The 18,220-nt window shown below is 67.3% G+C and carries 26 protein-coding genes and 1 other RNA gene; 14 read left to right on the forward strand and 13 right to left on the reverse strand.

Translation table 11 applies throughout. From position 1 onward, the window contains the following. Positions 1-114: 114 nt before the first annotated feature. From trxB to trmD, 3 genes are all read right to left on the reverse strand, one after another. Positions 115-1,080: a thioredoxin-disulfide reductase gene (trxB, locus tag IEX50_RS03955; RefSeq protein ID WP_157175553.1), complete on the reverse strand. Its 966-nt coding sequence runs from the start codon at positions 1,078-1,080 to the stop codon at positions 115-117. Between the two features lie 182 nt (positions 1,081-1,262). Next, positions 1,263-1,652 (reverse strand): 50S ribosomal protein L19, encoded by a 390-nt coding sequence (rplS, locus tag IEX50_RS03960; protein WP_157175552.1) that lies wholly within the window; start codon positions 1,650-1,652, stop codon positions 1,263-1,265. After that, entirely contained in the window at positions 1,649-2,395 is a 747-nt protein-coding gene (trmD, locus tag IEX50_RS03965) for a tRNA (guanosine(37)-N1)-methyltransferase TrmD (RefSeq protein WP_157175551.1), read from the reverse strand. The genes rplS and trmD overlap by 4 nt, the downstream gene beginning before the upstream one ends. 73 nt (positions 2,396-2,468) lie before the next feature. Between trmD and IEX50_RS03970 the strand changes: the two genes are divergently transcribed. Continuing rightward, entirely contained in the window at positions 2,469-3,392 is a 924-nt protein-coding gene (locus IEX50_RS03970; RefSeq protein ID WP_157175550.1) for an NAD(P)/FAD-dependent oxidoreductase, read from the forward strand. 125 nt (positions 3,393-3,517) lie between these two features. On the opposite strand, the gene rimM is transcribed toward IEX50_RS03970, so the two are convergent. The 3 genes from rimM to ffh form a co-directional block, all read right to left on the reverse strand. After that, the gene (rimM, locus tag IEX50_RS03975) at positions 3,518-3,997 is read right to left on the reverse strand and encodes a ribosome maturation factor RimM (protein ID WP_157175549.1); all 480 of its coding nucleotides are present in this window, start codon (positions 3,995-3,997) and stop codon (positions 3,518-3,520) included. Positions 3,998-4,100: 103 nt separating this feature from the next. Continuing rightward, positions 4,101-4,544 (reverse strand): 30S ribosomal protein S16, encoded by a 444-nt coding sequence (gene rpsP, locus IEX50_RS03980; protein WP_157175548.1) that lies wholly within the window; start codon positions 4,542-4,544, stop codon positions 4,101-4,103. An 89-nt stretch (positions 4,545-4,633) separates the two neighbouring features. Then, positions 4,634-6,106, reverse strand: a complete 1,473-nt coding sequence (ffh, locus tag IEX50_RS03985) for a signal recognition particle protein (RefSeq protein WP_157175547.1) — start codon at positions 6,104-6,106, stop codon at positions 4,634-4,636. Positions 6,107-6,449: 343 nt separating this feature from the next. Here ffh and IEX50_RS03990 point away from each other — a divergent pair, with 343 nt between their 5' ends. The 4 genes from IEX50_RS03990 to IEX50_RS04005 all read left to right on the forward strand — a co-directional run bounded on the left by IEX50_RS03990 (position 6,450) and on the right by IEX50_RS04005 (position 10,410). Continuing rightward, positions 6,450-7,961: a putative bifunctional diguanylate cyclase/phosphodiesterase gene (locus IEX50_RS03990; RefSeq protein ID WP_188699415.1), complete on the forward strand. Its 1,512-nt coding sequence runs from the start codon at positions 6,450-6,452 to the stop codon at positions 7,959-7,961. A 72-nt stretch (positions 7,962-8,033) separates the two neighbouring features. Further along, on the forward strand, positions 8,034-8,840 hold the full coding sequence (gene dapF, locus IEX50_RS03995; RefSeq protein WP_157175545.1) for a diaminopimelate epimerase: 807 nt from the start codon (positions 8,034-8,036) through the stop codon (positions 8,838-8,840). Continuing rightward, positions 8,837-9,787, forward strand: a complete 951-nt coding sequence (gene ftsY / locus IEX50_RS04000; RefSeq protein ID WP_157175544.1) for a signal recognition particle-docking protein FtsY — start codon at positions 8,837-8,839, stop codon at positions 9,785-9,787. Before dapF ends, ftsY begins: the two co-directional genes overlap by 4 nt. Beyond that, positions 9,784-10,410: a septation protein A gene (locus tag IEX50_RS04005; RefSeq protein WP_157175543.1), complete on the forward strand. Its 627-nt coding sequence runs from the start codon at positions 9,784-9,786 to the stop codon at positions 10,408-10,410. Before ftsY ends, IEX50_RS04005 begins: the two co-directional genes overlap by 4 nt. 25 nt (positions 10,411-10,435) lie before the next feature. Here IEX50_RS04005 and IEX50_RS04010 read toward each other — a convergent pair whose 3' ends face one another. From IEX50_RS04010 to pspF, 3 genes are all read right to left on the reverse strand, one after another. Continuing rightward, a complete protein-coding gene (locus IEX50_RS04010) occupies positions 10,436-10,702 on the reverse strand; it encodes a hypothetical protein (protein ID WP_157175542.1) in 267 nt (88 codons plus the stop codon). Positions 10,703-10,847: 145 nt separating this feature from the next. Then, positions 10,848-11,459, reverse strand: a complete 612-nt coding sequence (locus IEX50_RS04015; protein WP_157175541.1) for a superoxide dismutase — start codon at positions 11,457-11,459, stop codon at positions 10,848-10,850. An 80-nt stretch (positions 11,460-11,539) separates the two neighbouring features. Next, positions 11,540-12,562, reverse strand: coding sequence for a phage shock protein operon transcriptional activator (pspF, locus tag IEX50_RS04020; RefSeq protein ID WP_157175540.1), 1,023 nt, complete (start codon positions 12,560-12,562; stop codon positions 11,540-11,542). A 180-nt stretch (positions 12,563-12,742) separates the two neighbouring features. Between pspF and IEX50_RS04025 the strand changes: the two genes are divergently transcribed. From IEX50_RS04025 to IEX50_RS04065, 9 genes are read left to right on the forward strand one after another with little or no spacing between them, the layout of a single operon-like run. Further along, on the forward strand, positions 12,743-12,880 hold the full coding sequence (locus tag IEX50_RS04025) for a hypothetical protein (RefSeq protein ID WP_157175539.1): 138 nt from the start codon (positions 12,743-12,745) through the stop codon (positions 12,878-12,880). A 25-nt stretch (positions 12,881-12,905) separates the two neighbouring features. Then, positions 12,906-13,577 (forward strand): phage shock protein PspA, encoded by a 672-nt coding sequence (gene pspA, locus IEX50_RS04030; protein WP_157175538.1) that lies wholly within the window; start codon positions 12,906-12,908, stop codon positions 13,575-13,577. Between the two features lie 4 nt (positions 13,578-13,581). Further along, entirely contained in the window at positions 13,582-13,902 is a 321-nt protein-coding gene (gene pspB / locus IEX50_RS04035) for an envelope stress response membrane protein PspB (protein ID WP_157175876.1), read from the forward strand. A 36-nt stretch (positions 13,903-13,938) separates the two neighbouring features. Next, positions 13,939-14,322, forward strand: a complete 384-nt coding sequence (gene pspC / locus IEX50_RS04040) for an envelope stress response membrane protein PspC (protein ID WP_157175537.1) — start codon at positions 13,939-13,941, stop codon at positions 14,320-14,322. A 29-nt stretch (positions 14,323-14,351) separates the two neighbouring features. Further along, positions 14,352-14,657, forward strand: coding sequence for a hypothetical protein (locus IEX50_RS04045; RefSeq protein ID WP_157175536.1), 306 nt, complete (start codon positions 14,352-14,354; stop codon positions 14,655-14,657). Between the two features lie 30 nt (positions 14,658-14,687). Then, positions 14,688-14,972, forward strand: a complete 285-nt coding sequence (locus tag IEX50_RS04050) for a hypothetical protein (protein ID WP_308419283.1) — start codon at positions 14,688-14,690, stop codon at positions 14,970-14,972. A gap of 46 nt (positions 14,973-15,018) precedes the next feature. Continuing rightward, positions 15,019-15,276, forward strand: coding sequence for a hypothetical protein (locus IEX50_RS04055; protein WP_229673632.1), 258 nt, complete (start codon positions 15,019-15,021; stop codon positions 15,274-15,276). Between the two features lie 28 nt (positions 15,277-15,304). Next, positions 15,305-15,538 carry a hypothetical protein gene (locus IEX50_RS04060; RefSeq protein WP_229673633.1) on the forward strand — a complete coding sequence of 78 codons (234 nt, stop codon included), beginning with the start codon at positions 15,305-15,307 and terminating at the stop codon, positions 15,536-15,538. Between the two features lie 50 nt (positions 15,539-15,588). Then, the gene (locus IEX50_RS04065) at positions 15,589-16,002 is read left to right on the forward strand and encodes a SufE family protein (RefSeq protein ID WP_157175534.1); all 414 of its coding nucleotides are present in this window, start codon (positions 15,589-15,591) and stop codon (positions 16,000-16,002) included. Positions 16,003-16,180: 178 nt separating this feature from the next. Here IEX50_RS04065 and IEX50_RS04070 read toward each other — a convergent pair whose 3' ends face one another. The 4 genes from IEX50_RS04070 to IEX50_RS04085 all read right to left on the reverse strand — a co-directional run bounded on the left by IEX50_RS04070 (position 16,181) and on the right by IEX50_RS04085 (position 18,203). Then, positions 16,181-16,531, reverse strand: coding sequence for a (2Fe-2S) ferredoxin domain-containing protein (locus tag IEX50_RS04070; RefSeq protein ID WP_157175533.1), 351 nt, complete (start codon positions 16,529-16,531; stop codon positions 16,181-16,183). Then, positions 16,528-17,076, reverse strand: coding sequence for a J domain-containing protein (locus IEX50_RS04075; RefSeq protein WP_157175532.1), 549 nt, complete (start codon positions 17,074-17,076; stop codon positions 16,528-16,530). Before IEX50_RS04075 ends, IEX50_RS04070 begins: the two co-directional genes overlap by 4 nt. A 52-nt stretch (positions 17,077-17,128) precedes the next feature. Next, positions 17,129-17,499: RNase P RNA component class A (gene rnpB, locus IEX50_RS04080), an RNA gene on the reverse strand. Positions 17,500-17,507: 8 nt separating this feature from the next. Beyond that, a complete protein-coding gene (locus tag IEX50_RS04085) occupies positions 17,508-18,203 on the reverse strand; it encodes an N-acetylmuramoyl-L-alanine amidase (RefSeq protein WP_157175531.1) in 696 nt (231 codons plus the stop codon). Positions 18,204-18,220: the final 17 nt, after the last annotated feature.

Genomic DNA, 18,220 nt, shown 5'->3' on the forward strand with positions numbered 1-18,220 from the left:
CCCGCGGACGCGAGGGTCCAGTTCGGATCCTGGGGCGACCATCGAAACAAGAAGAAGACTGGATCCCCGCCTACGCGGGGATACGAAAGGATGGCGCTTCAGGCCCGAGAAAACCTACTCAGCAGCCACCCGCACAAAATCCGCCTCGGCCAAGAACCGCTCAGCATCCAGCGCAGCCATACACCCAGTCCCAGCCGCAGTAATCGCCTGCCGGTAATGCTTGTCCATCACATCACCGCAAGCAAACACGCCCTCGACATTCGTCCGCGTCGTGCCCGGCTGCACCTCCAGATACCCGTCGTCGTCGGTATCGAGATGTCCCTTGAACAGCTCGGTCGACGGATGATGCCCGATCGCCACGAACCCGCCGTCCACCGGAAGCCGCTCGATCTCCCCCGTCACCGTATCGCGCAGGTCGAGCGCGACGAGCCCCTCGGTCCCACCGCCGTCCACGAACTCCGCGACCTCACGGTTCCACAGCACGTTCACGTTGGGATGCGCGAACAGCCGCTCCTGCAGGATCTTCTCCGCCCGCAACGTGTCGCGCCGGTGGATCAGCGTCACGTGATGGCTATGGTTGGTCAGGTACAACGCCTCCTCGACCGCCGTATTGCCGCCGCCGATCACCGCCACCTTCTTGCCGCGGTAGAAGAACCCGTCGCACGTCGCACAGGCCGACACGCCCTTGCCGCGCAACGCCGTCTCGCTCTCCAGCCCCAGCCAGCGCGCCTGCGCACCCGTCGCGATCACCAGCGTATCGCCGGAGTAGATCGTGCCATCGTCGCCCACCAGCCGGAACGGCCGCTGCGACAGGTCGACCGACACGATCTGGTCCCACATCATCGTTGCGCCGACATGCTCGGCCTGCGCCTGCATCTGGTCCATCAGCCAGGGGCCCTGGATCACGTCCTTGAACCCCGGATAGTTCTCGACGTCGGTCGTGGTCATCAACTGACCACCCGGCTGGATCCCCTGCACCACGATCGGCGCCAGCCCCGCGCGCGCGCCATAGATGGCCGCGGACAGCCCGGCAGGACCGGACCCCAGGATGAGCATGCGGGTGGAATGAACGGCGGCCATGGTAACTCCGGTGATCGATATCTTGCGCGGGAGATAGGAGGACGCGGGCCCAAACCCAAGCGGAACCTATAGCTTAGGTGGACATCCCCGCTGCCCCCACACGTCGCGGCGGCGTACGCAACGCAAAGAAAAAGGCGCGGAGGTTACCCCCCCGCGCCTTCGTCAACTCAAACGCGAAACCTTCAGGCTTCGGTCGCGGCCTTGGCCGGGCGCGGATCGCGGCGCTCGGCGATACGGGCCGACTTGCCGGTGCGGCCGCGCAGATAATACAGCTTCGCGCGACGCACGACACCACGACGCACGACGTCGATCGAATCGATGTTCGGCGAGTAGAGCGGGAAAACGCGCTCCACACCTTCGCCGAAGCTGATCTTGCGGACGGTGAAGGACGAACCCATGCCACGCTGTGCGCGGGCGATGCAGACGCCTTCATAATACTGGACGCGGGTCCGCTCGCCTTCGACCACCTTCACGCCGACCTTGACGGTATCGCCGGGACGGAACTGGGGGATGGCGCGTGCCGCGGTGTACTTTTCGATCTGCTCTGCTTCGAGCGTCTGGATGAGGTTCATCCCATCGGTCCTTTACGTCGTTGCCGCGCGCCAGAGGGCGACTGAACCCGAGCGTCCTCATGACGCTCCCAAAGGTCCGGCCGCCGTGACCGTGTATCGATCTCCGCCTGCGTCTTGCGCCATGCGTCGATCTTCGCATGATCCCCCGATCGCAGCACCTGCGGGATCATGCGCCCTTCCCATTCCACCGGGCGGGTATAATGCGGATATTCGAGCAGCCCCGTTTCGAAGCTCTCGTCATCCCCGCTGGAAGCGGCACCCATTACGCCGGGAAGCAGCCGGACGCAAGCATCCAGCAGCGTCAGCGCCGCCATCTCGCCCCCCGACAGGATATAGTCCCCGATCGATACAGGTTCGATCGCGCGCGCCTCGAACAACCGCTCGTCGATCCCCTCGAATCGCCCGCACAGGATCGTCACCCCCGGCCCCGCCGCCAGCGCCCGGACCCGGTCCTGCGTCAGCGGCCGCCCACGCGGCGTCATGGCCAGCAACGGCACGTCCGGCCGCCGATCGACCGCCGCGTCCACCGCGCGGGCCAGCACGTCGGCGCGCATCACCATCCCCGCCCCGCCGCCGGCCGGCGTGTCGTCCACCGACTTGTGCCGGTCGGTCGCATGATCGCGGATCTGCACCGGCTCGCATGACCAGCGCCCGTCCGCCAGCGCCCGCCCGGCCATGCTCGCGCCGAGCGGCCCCGGGAACATCTCGGGGTACAGGGTCAGGATGGTGGCGGCCCAGGTCATGCGCGTTCCTTCATCCCACCAACATGGATTGGCAAGCGTGGAACGATCGCCCGGCTGGCGGTTTGCCTGTCGCATGATCGAAAAGACCTATGATGCACTGGTGATCGGTGGCGGCCCGGCCGGGTTGACCGCGGCGATCTACCTCACCCGCTTCCACCTCGACACGCTGGTGGTCGATGCGGGGAAGAGCCGCGCCGCGCTCATCCCGCTCAGCCACAACCATGCCGGCTATCCGGAGGGGGTACGCGGCACCGACCTCCTCGCCGACATGCAGGAACAGGCGGCGCTCTACGGCGCCCCGGTGACGCCCGGCGCGGTGACGAAGCTCGATCGCCACGCCGACGGCCGCTTCTTCGCAGAACTCGACGGGGGCACGACGCTGTTCGCTCACAGCGTGCTGCTCGCCACCGGCGTCGTCAACAAGCGCCCGCCGATCGACGACGACGTCCATCACGAGGCACTCGAACGCGGCCTGCTCCGCTACTGCCCGGTCTGCGACGGTTATGAGGTGACGGACCGCAAGGTCGGCATCATCGGCACCGGGTCGCACGGCATGAAGGAAGCCGTCTTCCTGCGCAGCTACACGCGCGATGTGACACTGATCTCGCCCGACGCCGAACATTGCCTGAGCGACGAGGAAATTGCCAAGCTGGACGAACTCGGAGTCGTGCGGGTCGCCGGCCCATGCGACCGGCTTCGGATCGAGGGCGACAGCCTTATCGTCCCGACTCCACAAGGTGGCTTGGCCTTCGACAGCGTCTACCCCGCGCTCGGCTCCGACATCCGCTCGCGCCTCGCGGTCGATGTCGGCGCGGACGCCGGCGACGACGGCTGTATGCACGTCGACGATCATCAGCGCACCTCGGTCCCCGGCCTCTACGCCGCGGGCGACGTCGTGATCGGCCTCGACCAGATCAGCCACGCCATGGGCGCCGCCGGCGTCGCCGCGACCACGATGCGCAACGACCTGGCGGAGAAGCGGGCGTTGGTTCGGTAAGACTTCAAACTCTTCCCATCGTCACCCCGGGCTTGGCCCGGGGTCTCGCTGCCTTTCGACACGCGGCAGAAGAAGCGGGCCCCCGGATCAACTCCGGGGTGACGTGGGGTTAAGGCAGCCAACCCTCAAACCAGAAATGCGTCGTCCACCACCACCCGGTCCGGCTCCAGCACCGCCGCCGGCTCCCTGAACGGCATCATCGCCCGCTTCCCATCCGGCCGCTCGACCTCGATCACGTCCCCCGCCCCGAAATTCTCGATCGCCACGACCTGGCCGATCACCACCCCGGCAGCATCGACGCACGGCAGCCCGATCACGTCGGCATGATAATATTCGCCCGGCTCCAGCGGCGGCAGCGCGGACCGTGGCACCGACAATTCGGTCCCGCGCATCGCTTCCGCCCCGTTGCGATCGGTGATCTCCGCGAACCGCGCGATCGCCCCGTTCCCGCCCGGCCGCAGCGACTTCAGCGTCAGCGCCCCGTCATTGAACGCGCCGTGCGCCTTCAGCCCCGCGACATCCTCCGCGAACAGCTTCAGCCGGACCTCGCCGGCAATGCCGTGCGCGCCGATGATGACGGCCAGCGTGATCGGACGATCGGTCATAAGGGTCCCCAAACGCGGAACCCGCCCACCGGCAAAAGCCGGCGGACGGGTCCGGAAATGGCGACCCTGTCACAGGGTCGCCCCAATTGGCTCGGAACCCGGCTCAGGCCGCGGTCTCGACGTGCTCGGCACCTTCGCTCGGTGCGGCGTCGGATGCGCCCTCGGCCGGATCGGTCGCCGACTTGGCTTCGTTCGCGGCGGCCTCGGCGGCGGCGACCTTTGTCGCACGCTCTTCGGCGCGCTCGACGGCCTTCTCGCCCGGCTTGCCCTTGTCCGGGTTGCTGCGCGCGGGGCGCTCCTTCACGCCGGCGACGTCCAGGAAGCGTGCGACGCGGTCGGTCGGCTGCGCGCCCATCGACAGCCAGTGCTTGGCACGCTCGGTGTCGAGGATGACGCGCTTCTCGTCGTCCTTGGACAGCAGCGGGTTGTAGGTGCCGATCTTCTCGATGAAGCGGCCGTCACGCGGCGCGCGCGAATTGGCGACGACGATACGGTAATAAGGACGCTTCTTGGCGCCACCGCGCGAAAGACGGATCGAAACGGACATACTGACTTCCTTCTTTGTGTTCTGAAAAACGAAACCGAAACTGAAAACCGGGGCTGGATCGCCCCGTCCCTAGAGAAAGGAGCGGATGCTCACTTCTTCTTGAACCCGTTGAACCCCGGCGGCAGGTTGCCCGGACCGCCCAGCCCCGGCAGGCCACCCGGCATGCCGCCCGGTGCCCCACCCATGCCGCCCGGCGCGAGGCCGCCGAGCGCCGCGCCCATACCGCCCTTGCCGAACAGCGCGCCAAGACCCTTCAGGCCGCCCATCTTGCGGATCTTCTTCATGGCGCTCGCCATGTCCTGATGCATCTTGAGCAGCTTGTTGACCTCCTGCACTGTGGTGCCGGAACCCTTGGCGACGCGGATCTTGCGCTTGGCGTTCAGCAGTTCGGGCTTGGTGCGCTCCTTCATCGTCATAGACGAGATGATCGCATCCATCCGCACCAGCACCTTGTCGTCCGCCTGGCCGTTGGCCATCGCGTTCTTCACCTGCTTCACGCCCGGCAGCATCGCGGCCAGGCCGGACAACCCGCCCATCCGCTGCATCTGCGCCAGCTGCGACCGCAGGTCGTTCAGGTCGAACTGGCCCTTAGCCATCTTGGCGGCGAGCGCCTCGGCCTCGTCTTCCTTGATCGTCTCGGCCGCACGCTCGACCAGCGACACGACGTCGCCCATGCCCAGGATGCGCCCGGCAACCCGCCCCGGGTGGAACAGCTCGATCGCGTCGAGCTTCTCGCCCGTGCCGACGAACTTGATCGGCTTGCCCGTCACGGCCCGCATCGACAGCGCCGCACCGCCGCGCGCATCGCCGTCCATGCGGGTCAGCACGACACCGGTCAACGGCACCTGGTCCGAGAAATTCTTCGCGACGTTGACCGCGTCCTGACCGGTCAGCGCGTCGACGACCAGCAGGATCTCCTGCGGCTTCGAGATGTCGGCCAGCGCCTTCATCTCGTCCATCAACGCCTGGTCGACGTGCAGGCGGCCCGCGGTGTCGAGCATCACGACGTCGAAACCCTGCAGCTTCGCGGCCTGCAGCGCGCGGCGCGCGATATCGACAGGCTGCTGCCCCTCGACGATCGGCAGCGTCGCGACCGACGTCTGCGTACCCAGCGTCGCCAGCTGCTCCTGCGCCGCCGGCCGGTTGACGTCGAGCGACGCCATCATGACCCGCTTGCGGCCGCGCTCGGTCAGCCGCTTGGCGATCTTGGCGGTCGTCGTCGTCTTGCCCGACCCCTGCAGGCCGACCATCATTACGACCGCGGGCGGCGCCACGTCCAGTTCCAGGTCGACCTGGTCGGACCCCAGCATCTCGACCAGCGCGTCGTTGACGATCTTGACGACCTGCTGACCCGGCGTGACCGACTTTAGCACATTCTGGCCGACCGCCTGCTCAGTCGCCTTCTCGACGAACTCGCGCACCACGGGCAGCGCGACGTCGGCCTCAAGCAGCGCGATTCGCACCTCGCGCATCGCCGCACGCACGTCCGCCTCGGCCAGCGCACCACGGCCGCGCAGCTTGTCGAAGACACCGCTCAGGCGGTCGCTCAGGGTCTCGAACATCGGTTTCTCCCAAGGCCCCGCCGGGCCAACACTGTGCTCCGCCCGGGCCAACGCGCAAAACGCCGGCGGGCGAAAACTCGCTGGCCGGCGGGCACCCGTGGGCGCTTGCACATCGGTTCCGGAAGGAACGGTCGCGCGCCGCTTAGCGTGGACCGCGCCGAAACGCAATGTCGCGACCGAACGAGGTCCCTATGAGCCCGGCTGTGGTCCGGCCTTAACCACTCGTAAAGCGTCACAATGCGACTATCGTCTTATGGCATTCCCGCTCCCCCGTTTCGCGCAGCGCCTTCGCACGGCCGCTGCCGCCGGTTCGACCGAGCCGTTCGCGACGGCAGGTCAAAGCGTGATCGTCATCGCGCTCTGGTTCATCGGGCTCCTCGCGGCACTCGGTTCGCAACTTCTGCCGATCACGCTGTCACCCGACCATGCTCGGCATGTCCTGCAATGTGCATTGCTCCTTAACATGGCACTGACGCTGTTCGGTCTTGTCCGGCATCGTCGCCTGGTGGCGGAGAGCCGCAACTATCGCTCGCTGGAGGCGAGGGTCCAGACGCTCGCCTCGCGCGATCCGCTCACCGGCCTGCCCAACCGCCGGACGCTGGCCGAACTGGCGAGCAGTACGCGGATCACGGCGGCCCAGCGCGGCCTGTCGATCGCTGTCTTGACCATCAACCTCGACAATTTCCGTGCCGTGAACGAAGGCCGCGGTCACGCCGCCGGCGACGCCGTGCTCGTCGAATTCGGTGAGGCACTGACCCAACTGATGCCGCCCTCGGCCACCGTCGCACGGCTGAGCGGCGACGAATTCGCCTGCCTAATGACCTACGACGCGGCATATTCGTCGACCGTCGATACCGTCGTCGGCCATATCCTGGCGCGGCTGACCCGGCCGTTCGCGTTCGGCCGCGAATCGATCCACATCACTGCGTCGATCGGCATCGCCCGCACCGAACCGAGCGATGTCACGGTCGATCCCGCCATGCGCCGCGCCGACATCGCACTGTCCGCGGTGAAGAAGTCCGGCGGCGCGTCGGCCTGCTGGTTCAACGCCGGCATGGGCCGCGAACTGGCCGCGCGCAACGCGGTCGAGGCGGGGCTGCGCACCGCGATCCCGGCCGGTCGGATCGTCCCTTATTACGAACAGCAGATCGACCTCGCCACCGGCCGCCTCATGGGCTTCGAGGTCCTGGCACGCTGGGATCACCCGACCGAGGGCATCCTGATGCCCGGCCTGTTCATCCCGATCGCCGAGGACGCCGGGCTGATTTCCGACCTATCGATGTCGATCATGCGCCAGGCGTTCGAGCATGCCGCCGGCTGGGACGCCGCGCTCAGCCTGTCCGTCAATATCAGCCCGGCGCAGCTGAAGGACCCGTGGCTGGCGGAGAAGATCCTGAAGCTGCTGATCGAAACGAGCTTCCCGCCGCAGCGGCTGGAGATCGAAATCACCGAGACCTCGCTGTTCGACAACATGGCGCTCGCCCAATCGATCGTCGCTTCGCTCAAGAACCAGGGTGTCCGGGTCGCGCTCGACGATTTCGGGACGGGCTATTCCAGTCTCGCCCATCTGCGCGCGCTGCCGTTCGATCGGATCAAGATCGACAAGAGCTTCGTCATGGCGATGAACGACGACCCGGAAAGCACCGCAATCGTCGAGGCGATCACCCGGCTCGGCCACAGCCTGTCCGTTCCGGTCACCGCAGAGGGCGTCGAGAGCGCCGCGATCGCCGACCGGCTCCGCGGGCTCGGCTGCCACCGCGCGCAGGGCTGGCATTATGGCCAGCCGGTGGACGTGCAGCAGACCCGCCGCCTGCTTGCCGATCGCTCGCTGCTTGGCACCGCGCGGGCCGCCTGACCACGGTCCGCCATCGATCGCGCCGCGGTCAAGCAAGTGGACTTCCCCGCCCCCCGCACCTAGATCGCGCGCATGACGATCCGTTTCACCAAGATGCACGGCCTGGGCAATGATTTCGTGGTGATCGACGGCCGCCGCGACAGTATCGCGCTCGACGCAGGCACTGTCCGCGCGATCGCGGATCGCCGCACCGGCGTCGGCTGCGACCAGCTCATCCAGCTGGCCGACCACCCGCAAGCCGGCTCGATCGCGATGCGGATCTTCAACGCCGACGGATCCGAAGTGTCCGCCTGCGGCAACGCCACGCGCTGCGTCCCCGTGCTGCTCGGCCATGACGTCACCGTCGTCACCGCCGCCGGCCCGCTGGTCGCGAAACTGTCCGACGGCGGCGCCGCAGTCGACATGGGTGTCCCTGACTTCACGTGGGACCGCATCCCGCTCGCCTACGCCATGGACACCGGATCGCTGCCCGTCGGCTGGGAAATGCTCGAAAACCCCGTCGCGCTGTCGGTCGGCAACCCCCACCTCGTCTTCTTCGTCGACGATATCGACGCCGTCCCACTGGACCGGCTCGGCCCCCAGATCGAGCAGGACCCGCTGTTCCCCGAACGGATCAACGTGAACGTCGCCAGCGTGACCGACCGCCGCGATGTCCGGATGCGGACATGGGAGCGCGGCGCCGGCCTGACGCGCGCCTGCGGGACCGGCGCCTGCGCCACCTTCGCCGCCGGCCGGCGCCGCGGGCTACTCGACGACACCGTCCGCCTGACGCTGCCGGGCGGCGACCTGATGCTGGCCGAAACCGATGGCCGCTTGTTGATGACGGGGGCGGCCGTCCGGGTGTTCGACGGCACCCTTTCCGGGGATTTCCACGCATGACCGAACCGACCTGGCACGAAAAGCTGATCGGCGGTTTCCGCCGCACGTCGGACAAGCTCGGCGACAATCTCTCCGGCCTGTTCACCAAGACGACGCTCGATCACGAGACGCTCGACGAGATCGAGGAGGCGCTGATCGCGTCCGACCTCGGCCCCGCCACCGCCGCGAAGATCCGCGCGACGCTCGGCTCCGCGCGCTACGAGCGCGGGCTGGACGAGGCTGGCGTGCGCCAGGTCGTGGCCGACGAGATCGCCGCGATCCTCGCCCCCGTCGCCAAGCCGCTCGAGATCGAGGCCTTTCCCCGGCCGCAGGTCATCTTGGTCATCGGCGTCAACGGATCGGGCAAGACCACCACGATCGCGAAGCTCGCCCACCTGTTGCAGGAACAGGATTACGAGGTGATGCTCGTCGCCGGTGACACGTTCCGCGCCGCCGCGATCGGCCAGCTGAAGGTCTGGGCCGAACGACTCAACATCCCGATCATCTCCGGCAAGGAAGGCGGCGACGCGGCCAGCCTGGTGTTCGAAGGCGTGAAGCAGGGCACCGCGCGCGGCACAGACGTGCTGATCGTCGACACCGCCGGCCGTCTTCAGAACAAGGCCGGGCTGATGGACGAACTGTCCAAGATCCGCCGCGTGCTCGGCCGCCTCAACCCCGCCGCGCCGCATGACGTCGTCCTCGTGCTCGACGCTACCACCGGCCAGAACGCCTTGAACCAGATCGAGGTGTTCGGCGCGTCCGCCGGCGTTACCGGCCTCGTCATGACGAAGCTCGACGGCAGCGCGCGCGGCGGCACTTTGGTCGCCGCGGCCGAAAAATACGGCATGCCGATCCACGCGATCGGGGTGGGCGAGACGATCGAGGATCTCCGCCCGTTCGATCCGCAGGAGGTGGCCCGCGCCATCGCCGGCGTCGAACGACTCGCCAGCTCGAAGAACCCGGCATGAGCCCAAATCCACCCCCCGCGACGCCCGCCGCCAAGGAACGCGGCCCACTGATCGGCCTCGCGCTCGATTTCGGGCCGCTCGCGGTCTTCTTCCTGGCCAATGTGCTGACCAAGAACATCTTCCTCGCCACGCTCGTCTTCATGGTCGCGACCGCCGCCGCGATGCTCGCCGCGCGCATCTTCCACGGCAAGGTTTCGCCGATGCTGGCGATCTCCGGCGTCATGGTGCTGGTGTTCGGCGGCCTGACCATCTGGCTGCACAGCGAAACCTTCATCAAGCTCAAGCCGACCATCTATTACGTCATGGTCGCCGCGATCCTGTTCTTCGGCCTCTGGACGAACCGCCCGACGCTGAAGGTCGTGCTGGGTGCCGCCTATCCGGGACTGAGCGATCGTGGCTGGTCGCTGCTGTCGCGTAACTGGGCGTGGTTCTTCCTGGTGCTCGCCGCCGCGAACGAACTGGTCTGGCGCAACACGACCACCGACTTCTGGCTCGGCTACAAACTCTGGGGCGCGATGCCGGCGACGATCCTGTTCGCGCTGGCGAACATCCCGCTGCTCATGAAGCACGGCCTGGACATCAAAACGGCGGAATCGGACCCGCCGATTCCGCCGCAGGGCTGACGCGGACCGACGCCCGCGTCGTCGCTTACCGCCGATAATCGCGGCGGTCGTTCCGGTCGTGGCGGTCATGCCGCTGACGGTCGTAGCGCTGGCGACCATAATGCCGGCCACGGTTGCGATACTGATCGCGCCCGCGCCAGTTGCGGCGCTGTACATGATGGCCCGGGCGGTCGTAGCGATCGCCGCGGTCGTAACGCTCGTGCCGGGGCTGCGCTTCTGCCTGCGCGGGGGCGACCACCGCAGCGGCCGGGATCATTGCGGCCAACGCCATGATGAAGGTCTTGATACGCATCGTGTCTCTCCCTGAATTGGTGAGACCCTTATGCGGCCGCCGATCTGAACGGCATCTGTTGGCACCTGTAGGGCGCCGTTCACATGCCCCACGAAAAAAGGGGCGGACCTTGCGGCCCGCCCCTCCTCATACGTGATCGCGAAGATCAGCCCTTGGCGGCGTCGTAACGCTGCCCGGCCTTGTCCCAGTCGACGACATCCCACCACGCCTTCAGATAGTCCGGCCGGCGGTTGTTGTACTTCAGGTAGTACGCATGTTCCCACACGTCGTTGCCCAGCACCGGCGTGCCCTTCACCTCGGCCACATCCATCAACGGATTGTCCTGGTTCGGGGTCGACGTGATCTTCAGCGCGCCGCTCTCATCGACGATCAGCCAGGCCCAGCCCGAACCGAACTGGCCGACACCCGCCGCGTTGAACTTCGTCTTGAACTCGTCGACCGAACCGAACGTCTCTTCGATCGCCGTCTTCAGCGCGCCGGTCGGCTGGCTGCCGCCCGCCTTCATCGTGTCCCAGAAGAAGATGTGGTTCCAGTAACCGCCGCCATTGTTGCGCACGGCCTTGGGATAGGCGGAGATGCCGGACACGATCTCCTCGATCGACTTGGTCGCCAGCGCGTCGTCGGCGGCCACCGCCTCGTTCAGCTTGTCGGTATAGGCCTGGTGATGCTTGTCGTGATGCAGCTTCATCGTCTCCGCATCGATCGTCGGCTCAAGCGCCGCGTAGTCATAGGGGAGCGGGGGAAGTTCGAACGCCATCGTCTGTCTCCTTGGACGGTTCCATCGCGCTTCCTAACGCAGCATACGCCGGAACGATGCCCCCTTTATCGCGGCCCGGCTTACCCCAGCAACGCATGGCGTTTCAGGCAATGGCGCAGCTGGTCGTAACTCAGCCCCAGCGCCTTGGCTGTCGCACGCTGGTTGAACCGGTGCTGCGCCATCGCCGCCTCGATGATTGCCTTCTCATACCCGTCCACCGCCCCGCGCAGGTCAGCCACGACCTCCACCGGCGGCGCAGGCGCCACGGCCGCCGGCGCGACCTCCTTCTGCACATTCGGGATCGAGCACGCCTCGCGCCCGACCGGGGCCCAGGGCGATGCGAACGGATCGAACTGGATCGCATCCACCGCCCGTTCCGGATCGTCCCAGCGGTACACCGCACGCTCCACCACGTTGCGCAGCTCGCGGACATTGCCCGGCCACGGATGCGCCACCAGCGCCGCCATCCCCGCATCGGTAAAGCCCGGCCAGTGCGTCCAGCCAAGCTCCGCCGCCATCCGCCGCGCGAAATGCTCCGCCAGCACCGGCACGTCGCCCGTCCGCGCACGCAGCGGCGGCAGCGTGATGACCTCGAACGACAGCCGGTCGAGCAAGTCGGCGCGGAACCGCCCCGCCTCGCACAGCGCCGGCAGATGCTCGTTCGTCGCCGCCACGATTCGCACGTCGACGCGGATCGCGCGGTTCGATCCGATCCGGTTCACCTCGCCATATTCCACCGCGCGCAACAACCGCTCCTGCGCACCCGAACTCAGCGTCGCCAGCTCGTCCAGGAACAGCGTGCCGCCATGCGCTTCCTCGAACCGTCCGGGCCGCGCCTTGGTCGCGCCCGTGAACGCGCCCGCCTCATGCCCGAACAGCTCCGCCTCGATCAGCGTTTCGGGCAGCGCGGCACAGTTCAGCGTCACCAACGGCCCCGACCAGCGCTGCGACAGGCGGTGCAGCCGCTCGGCGATCAGTTCCTTGCCCGTGCCGCGTTCCCCGATCACCAGCACCGGCCGATCGAGCGCCGCCGCCCGGCTCGCCCGCTCGACAGTATCGAGAAAGATCGACGATTCGCCGATAAAGCTGCTGGTCCGTTCCATGGCGAAAGATTGGCGTCATTTCCCAACCGTTCGCAAGCGGCTTTGCGGCACCGCCTTACCGCACCTCGCAAAACCGGCCTGCAAAGCCACTTCCGCCAACTGGCACGATCCCTGCAAAATATCCGGCATCACCGGCCATCAGCGCCGGGACATCAGTCCACCGGGTTCAGGGAGACGACCATGTTCCAGTCCGACCGTTACCATGTCATCCTTTCCACGATCGGCGCCCTGCTGCTCTCCACGACCTGCGTCGTGGCGGCGGTCGGCCCCGCCCGCGCCCCTGCCGATGCGGCGGGTGCCACGGCGCTGCGCTACTGAACCCCTGTTTTCAAGGAAACGCCAGATGGGCATATTCTCCCGCACCCGCGATATCATCGCCGCCAACATGACCGACATGCTCGACCGTGCCGAGGATCCGGCCAAGATGATCCGCATGATCATCCTCGAAATGGAAGAGACGCTGGTCGAGGTTCGCGCCTCCGCCGCGCGCACCATCGCCGACCAGAAGGAAATGCGTCGCCAGATGGGCAAGCTCGCTCAGGTCCAGGACAACTGGACCGAAAAGGCCGAACTCGCGCTGTCCAAGGGCCGCGAGGACCTCGCCAAGGCCGCGCTGGTCGAAAAGCGCAAGGCGACCGACCTGTCCGAACAGCTGCAGGCCGAGGTCGGCGTGCTCGAGGATGCGCTCCGTGCGTCCGAAGGCGACATCGCCAAGCTGCAGACCAAGCTGCGCGAGGCACGCAGCCGCCAGAACGCGATCTCCGCTCGGCTCGAAAGCGCGAACAACCGCGTCCGGATGCGCGAGATGTATGCCGGCCAGAAGACCGAGGACGCCTTCTCGCGGTTCGAGGTGCTCGAACGCCGCGTCGACTGGGCCGAGGGCCGCGCCGACGCCATGAGCCTGGGCGCGCCGCCCAAGTCGTTGGAGGAGGAGATCGCGGAACTGCGCTCGTCCGACGCGGTCGATGCCGAGCTGGAAGCGCTGAAGGCCCGCCAGCAAGCACGGGAGAGCTGAGATGATGGAAGACGTCATGCTCCCCATCCTGATCGTCGGGATGCTCTTCATCGGCCTGCCCTGGCTGATCTTCCACTACATCACGCGGTGGAAACAGTCGGGCACGCTGACCGTGCAGGACGAGAACCTGATGGACGACCTGTACGAAACCGCACGGCGGCTGGACGACCGGCTGGCGACGATCGAACGGATCATCGCCGCCGACCATCCCGACTACCGCCTCGCCAGCCAGTCCGCGCCCGACCGCGATCTCCGCGATCGCGACATGCCGGACCGTGACTATCGCCGCGAAGACCAGGACCCCATCGGCAGCCGCCGCCGCTAAGGCGCGCGCTTCACACCCCAGGAAAGGAAGACGCTCATGTCCGCCCGCCGCACCACCTTCTACCTCGACAAGCGCAACAAGAAGGCCATGGGCGTCTGCGCCGGCCTTGCCGACTATACCGGCCTCGACGTCACTCTGATCCGCGTCGGCACCGTCCTGCTCACCGTGTTCGCGCTGGGGCCGCTCATGCCGATCGCCTATCTCGTGCTCGGCTGGATGGCGGACGACAAGCCGCGGGAATTCTACGGCGCCGACGCGCAGGAGGAGAAATTCTGGCAGCAGGTCCGGGCCAAGCCCAGCGCCTCGGTCCGCGACGTGCGCAGCCGCTTCCGCGACATCGACCGCCGCCTGGCCGACATCGAAACGCACGTGACCAGCCAGAACACCCGCCTCGCCAACGAAATCGACGCGCTGCGCTGAACCAGCCGATCAAACGGGGGACCTAAGACATGCCGCTCAACACCATCGCATCCGCGCCCGCACCCGCACCGATGCCGCCCGAAGCCGCCTTCTTCCTCGGCCTGATCCTCGGGGTCATCGCGACCCTCCTCATCCAGGCCTACGGCCGCCGCAAGGCAAAGGTCGCGCAGACATCGTCCGCAATCGATACCCAGCGCGCGGTGGAACTGCTGTCGCAGGAAAACGAGCGGCAGGCCGATCGCACGCTGCGCCTCCAGGAACGGCTCGCCGTCCTCGAACGGATCGCCGTCGACCCGGCGACGCACACCGCCCGCGAGATCGAAGCGCTGCGCTGAACCCCGCGTCGCAGGAAACAGGAGGCAGAATTGGACAGAGAGAGTTTCATCATTGCCCTGGTCGCGATCGTCATGGTCGCCTGGGTTGTCGCCACCGCGATCCGCGCCAAGCACGGCTACCCGCTCACGGATGACTGGGGCAACACGGTCGACCGCAGCCTGCCCGATGCGGAACGGCGGTTCGACCTGCTCGGTGGGGAGAATGACCGGCTGAAGAATCAGGTCCTGCGGCTGGAGGAACGCATCGCGGTTCTGGAACGCATCGCGACCGACGAAGGCGCCCGCCTGGGCCGCGAGATCGACGCACTCCGCTAGTCCCGGGCGCCAGGCGCCGGACCAACATTTAAAAAGGAATGAGACCATGGGTGGCGGACAGATGATGGTGGTGCTGATCGTCCTGATCGCGTGCATCGCCGGCGTGATGAAGGCGAAATACCAGACGCGAAACTCCGGTGCCGACGCCGCAGCGCCACAGGACCGGATCGACACGCAGCTGCTGGCCGACGAGGTGCGCCGCCTGCGCGAGCGGGTCGCCGTGCTCGAACGGATCGCCACCGACGGCGAAGGCCCGTCCAAACTCGACCGCGAGATCGAGGCGCTGCGCCTCAAGGATCGCTGACCCCTCACCCGCTTCAGGAGCCGTCCCGATGAATGCCGATATGTCCATGTGGATCATCGCCGCCGTCGCCGCCCTTGCCGGCCTGGTCGTCATGACGCACGCCGCACTGGTCGGCTGGCGCGGCTGGCTCGATCTCCGCCGGCTGGAGATCGAGGGTCGCCGCGAAACCGCCGCCCCCTCCTCCGGCGCCCGCATCGAAATCGCCGACCTGCGCGAACGGATTCGCAAGCTCGAGGCGATCGCCGCCGGGGTGGACCTTTAGTCCGGCGACAAGCCGTGGCCCTCGCCCGCCCGACCTGTTATCCGCGCCCCATGACCGCACCCGCCACCTTGTCCGAAGCGCTGGAGGAATATGATTTCCTCGAAGGCGACGATCGCTACCGCATGCTGATCGACCTCGGCCGCGAACTCGCCCCGATGCCCGACGCGCTCAAGACCGACGCCACCCTCGTGCGCGGTTGCTCCGCCTCGGTCTGGGTCTACCCGACTGACCAGGACGGGCAACTGCACTTCCTCGCGGACTCGAACGCCGCGATCACCAAGGGCATCATCGCGCTCGTCCTGCTCGCCGTCCAGGACCGCCCCGCCGCCGACATCGCCCAAACCGACATCGCCGCCGAACTCGCCCCCTTCGACCTGTCCCGCCAGCTCAGCTCGAACCGCACCCAGGGCATCCCCAACATGATCGCCCTGATCCGCGAAACCGCGGAACGCTACGCGGACTGAGGCAGGCAGCCCGTTCCCCGCGGACGCGGGGTCCAGCTAAGTTAAATAACGCAGCACCTGAGACAAACTGGATCCCCGCGTCCGCGGGGATACGAAGAGGGCGCGAGACCGCGAAAACACCAAACCGAAGCACCAAAGTTCCCCGGCGAAGGCCGGGGCCTAGGTGAAACGGTAGCGGCTAGACTCCGGCCTCCGCCGGGGAACGGTTCGGGGCGGGTGCAACGGTTTCAATCCCAAACCCAAGTCGCTCCACCACAGCAGCAACCTCGGCCCCAGCTTCAACCAGCAACCAATCCCCCGGCCGCCGCCCATCGACCACCACCACCGCCCGCTTCGGGCAAACCTTCAGGCAATCCACCTCGACCACGCCGACCGCAGCCTTCCGCCCCTTGCCCCCGCCCAAGGCGGCCCGCAAAACCTTCGCCAACGGCCGATCCCCATCGGCCCCGAACCCACCATCCAGCTTGCGCGAACATTTCCGGCAGACCAGCACAGCCGCGGTCCAGTCCGCGCGCACATTGTCCTTCATCGTGCCGGCTTCGCCTGCGCCTGCTCACGCCGCTCGTCGGCGGCGCGCAACACTTCGTACGCAGTCTGCACCGCCTGAAACCGCTCGGCGGCAGCTGGATCGTTCGGGTTCACATCCGGATGGTTCGCCTTGGCGAGCTTCCGCCAAGCCGCCTTCACCGCATCCGCCTCGACGTCCGGGTCGAGCCCCAGCACTTCCAGCGCGCGCAGTTCGTCGCGCGACCGGCTGCCGTCGCCCGACCCGCCCCAGCCATAATGCGACGCCTCGGCATAACCCGACGCCGTCCCGCGCTCGGCCTTCTCGCGCGCCGCCGCTTCTTCTGCGGACAACCCTTCGAAATAATTCCAGCCGCGGTTGTACTCGCCCGCATGTTCCTCGCAGAAATACCAGCGTTCCGGGCTGTTCGGGGACTTCGGCGCAGGTCGATCGCCGGGCCGCGTGCAGCCGTCGCGGTCGCACATCCGGACCTGCGTGGCACCGCGCTCGCCGCCATAGCTGCGCCAGCGGGGAAAGCCCCAGTCGTTCGATCGAGACGTTCCTGCCATGCCGCTAACCTAGGGCTGCACGGCCCCCGCCACCATGGCCGGGCCGGAATAAAGTGCCAGAGGGCCTGTAAGCCGGGTTCTGTCCACCACCGCCCGAAGGCGACGGATGGGCGACCATTCCTCTAGGACCACGGTTGCCCGCGGCCTCCAGCGACCAACCCGGACGACGGGGCGAAGCAGCCCATATGCCGTCCCTATTCGGTCTTGCTCCCGGTGGGGTTTGCCGTGCCGTTCCGGTTACCCGGTCCGCGGTGCGCTCTTACCGCACCGTTTCGCCCTGACCCGGCCGAAGCGCGGGCGGTCTGTTTTCTGTGGCACTGTCCCTAAGATCGCTCTCGCCGGGCGTTACCCGGCACCGTTGCTCCTTGGAGCCCGGACTTTCCTCCCGTGCACGAATGCACCGGCGGCCGCCCGGCCCTCTGACGCGGCCGCTATTGCGGCAACGCCGCGCCTGTGTCCAGCAGCAGCGCCAGCAGGATCGCGCGGCATTCCCCGTCCGCCACCCCGTCCACCGTCTCCGGCCGGAACCGCCGCTGGAACGCGCGCACCGCCGCCGGCCCGTCCGCCACGTCATATCCGAACCGTTCCAACGCGACCAGGAACCCGCCCGGCGTCCAGTGCGGATCGCGGAACGCGAGCTTCGGCCGCGCCACCGCCAGCCGATGTCGTTCGAACCGCCGCCAGTCGAACAGCTCGCCCGGGTCCTCCTTGCGCGCCGGCGCGATGTCGGAATGGCCCACCACATTCACCGGTGCGATTCCGTGCCGCGCGACGATATCGGCCACCAGCGGAACCAACCTGTCCATCTGCGCCGCGGGAAACGGGCGATAGCCATACTCATGCCCCGGATTGACGATCTCGATCCCGATGCTGATCGCGTTGACGTCGACCGCCCCGCGCCAGAACGACCGCCCGGCATGCCAGGCCCGATCCGCCTCATCGACCAGTTGGTAGAGCGTCCCGTCCTCGTCGAGGACATAATGCGCGGACACCTTCGCCTCCGGATCGCACAGCCGCGCGATCGCCGACTCCGCATCCCTCATCCCGGTATAATGCAGCACCAGCATCGATACGTCCGCATCACGCGCATCGAAATTGGGCGACGGGCGGCGGATCGGGTCTGGCATGGCATCGTCTCGCAATC

Source organism: Sphingomonas prati (assembly GCF_014643515.1).
Lineage (GTDB): Bacteria > Pseudomonadota > Alphaproteobacteria > Sphingomonadales > Sphingomonadaceae > Sphingomonas_R > Sphingomonas_R prati.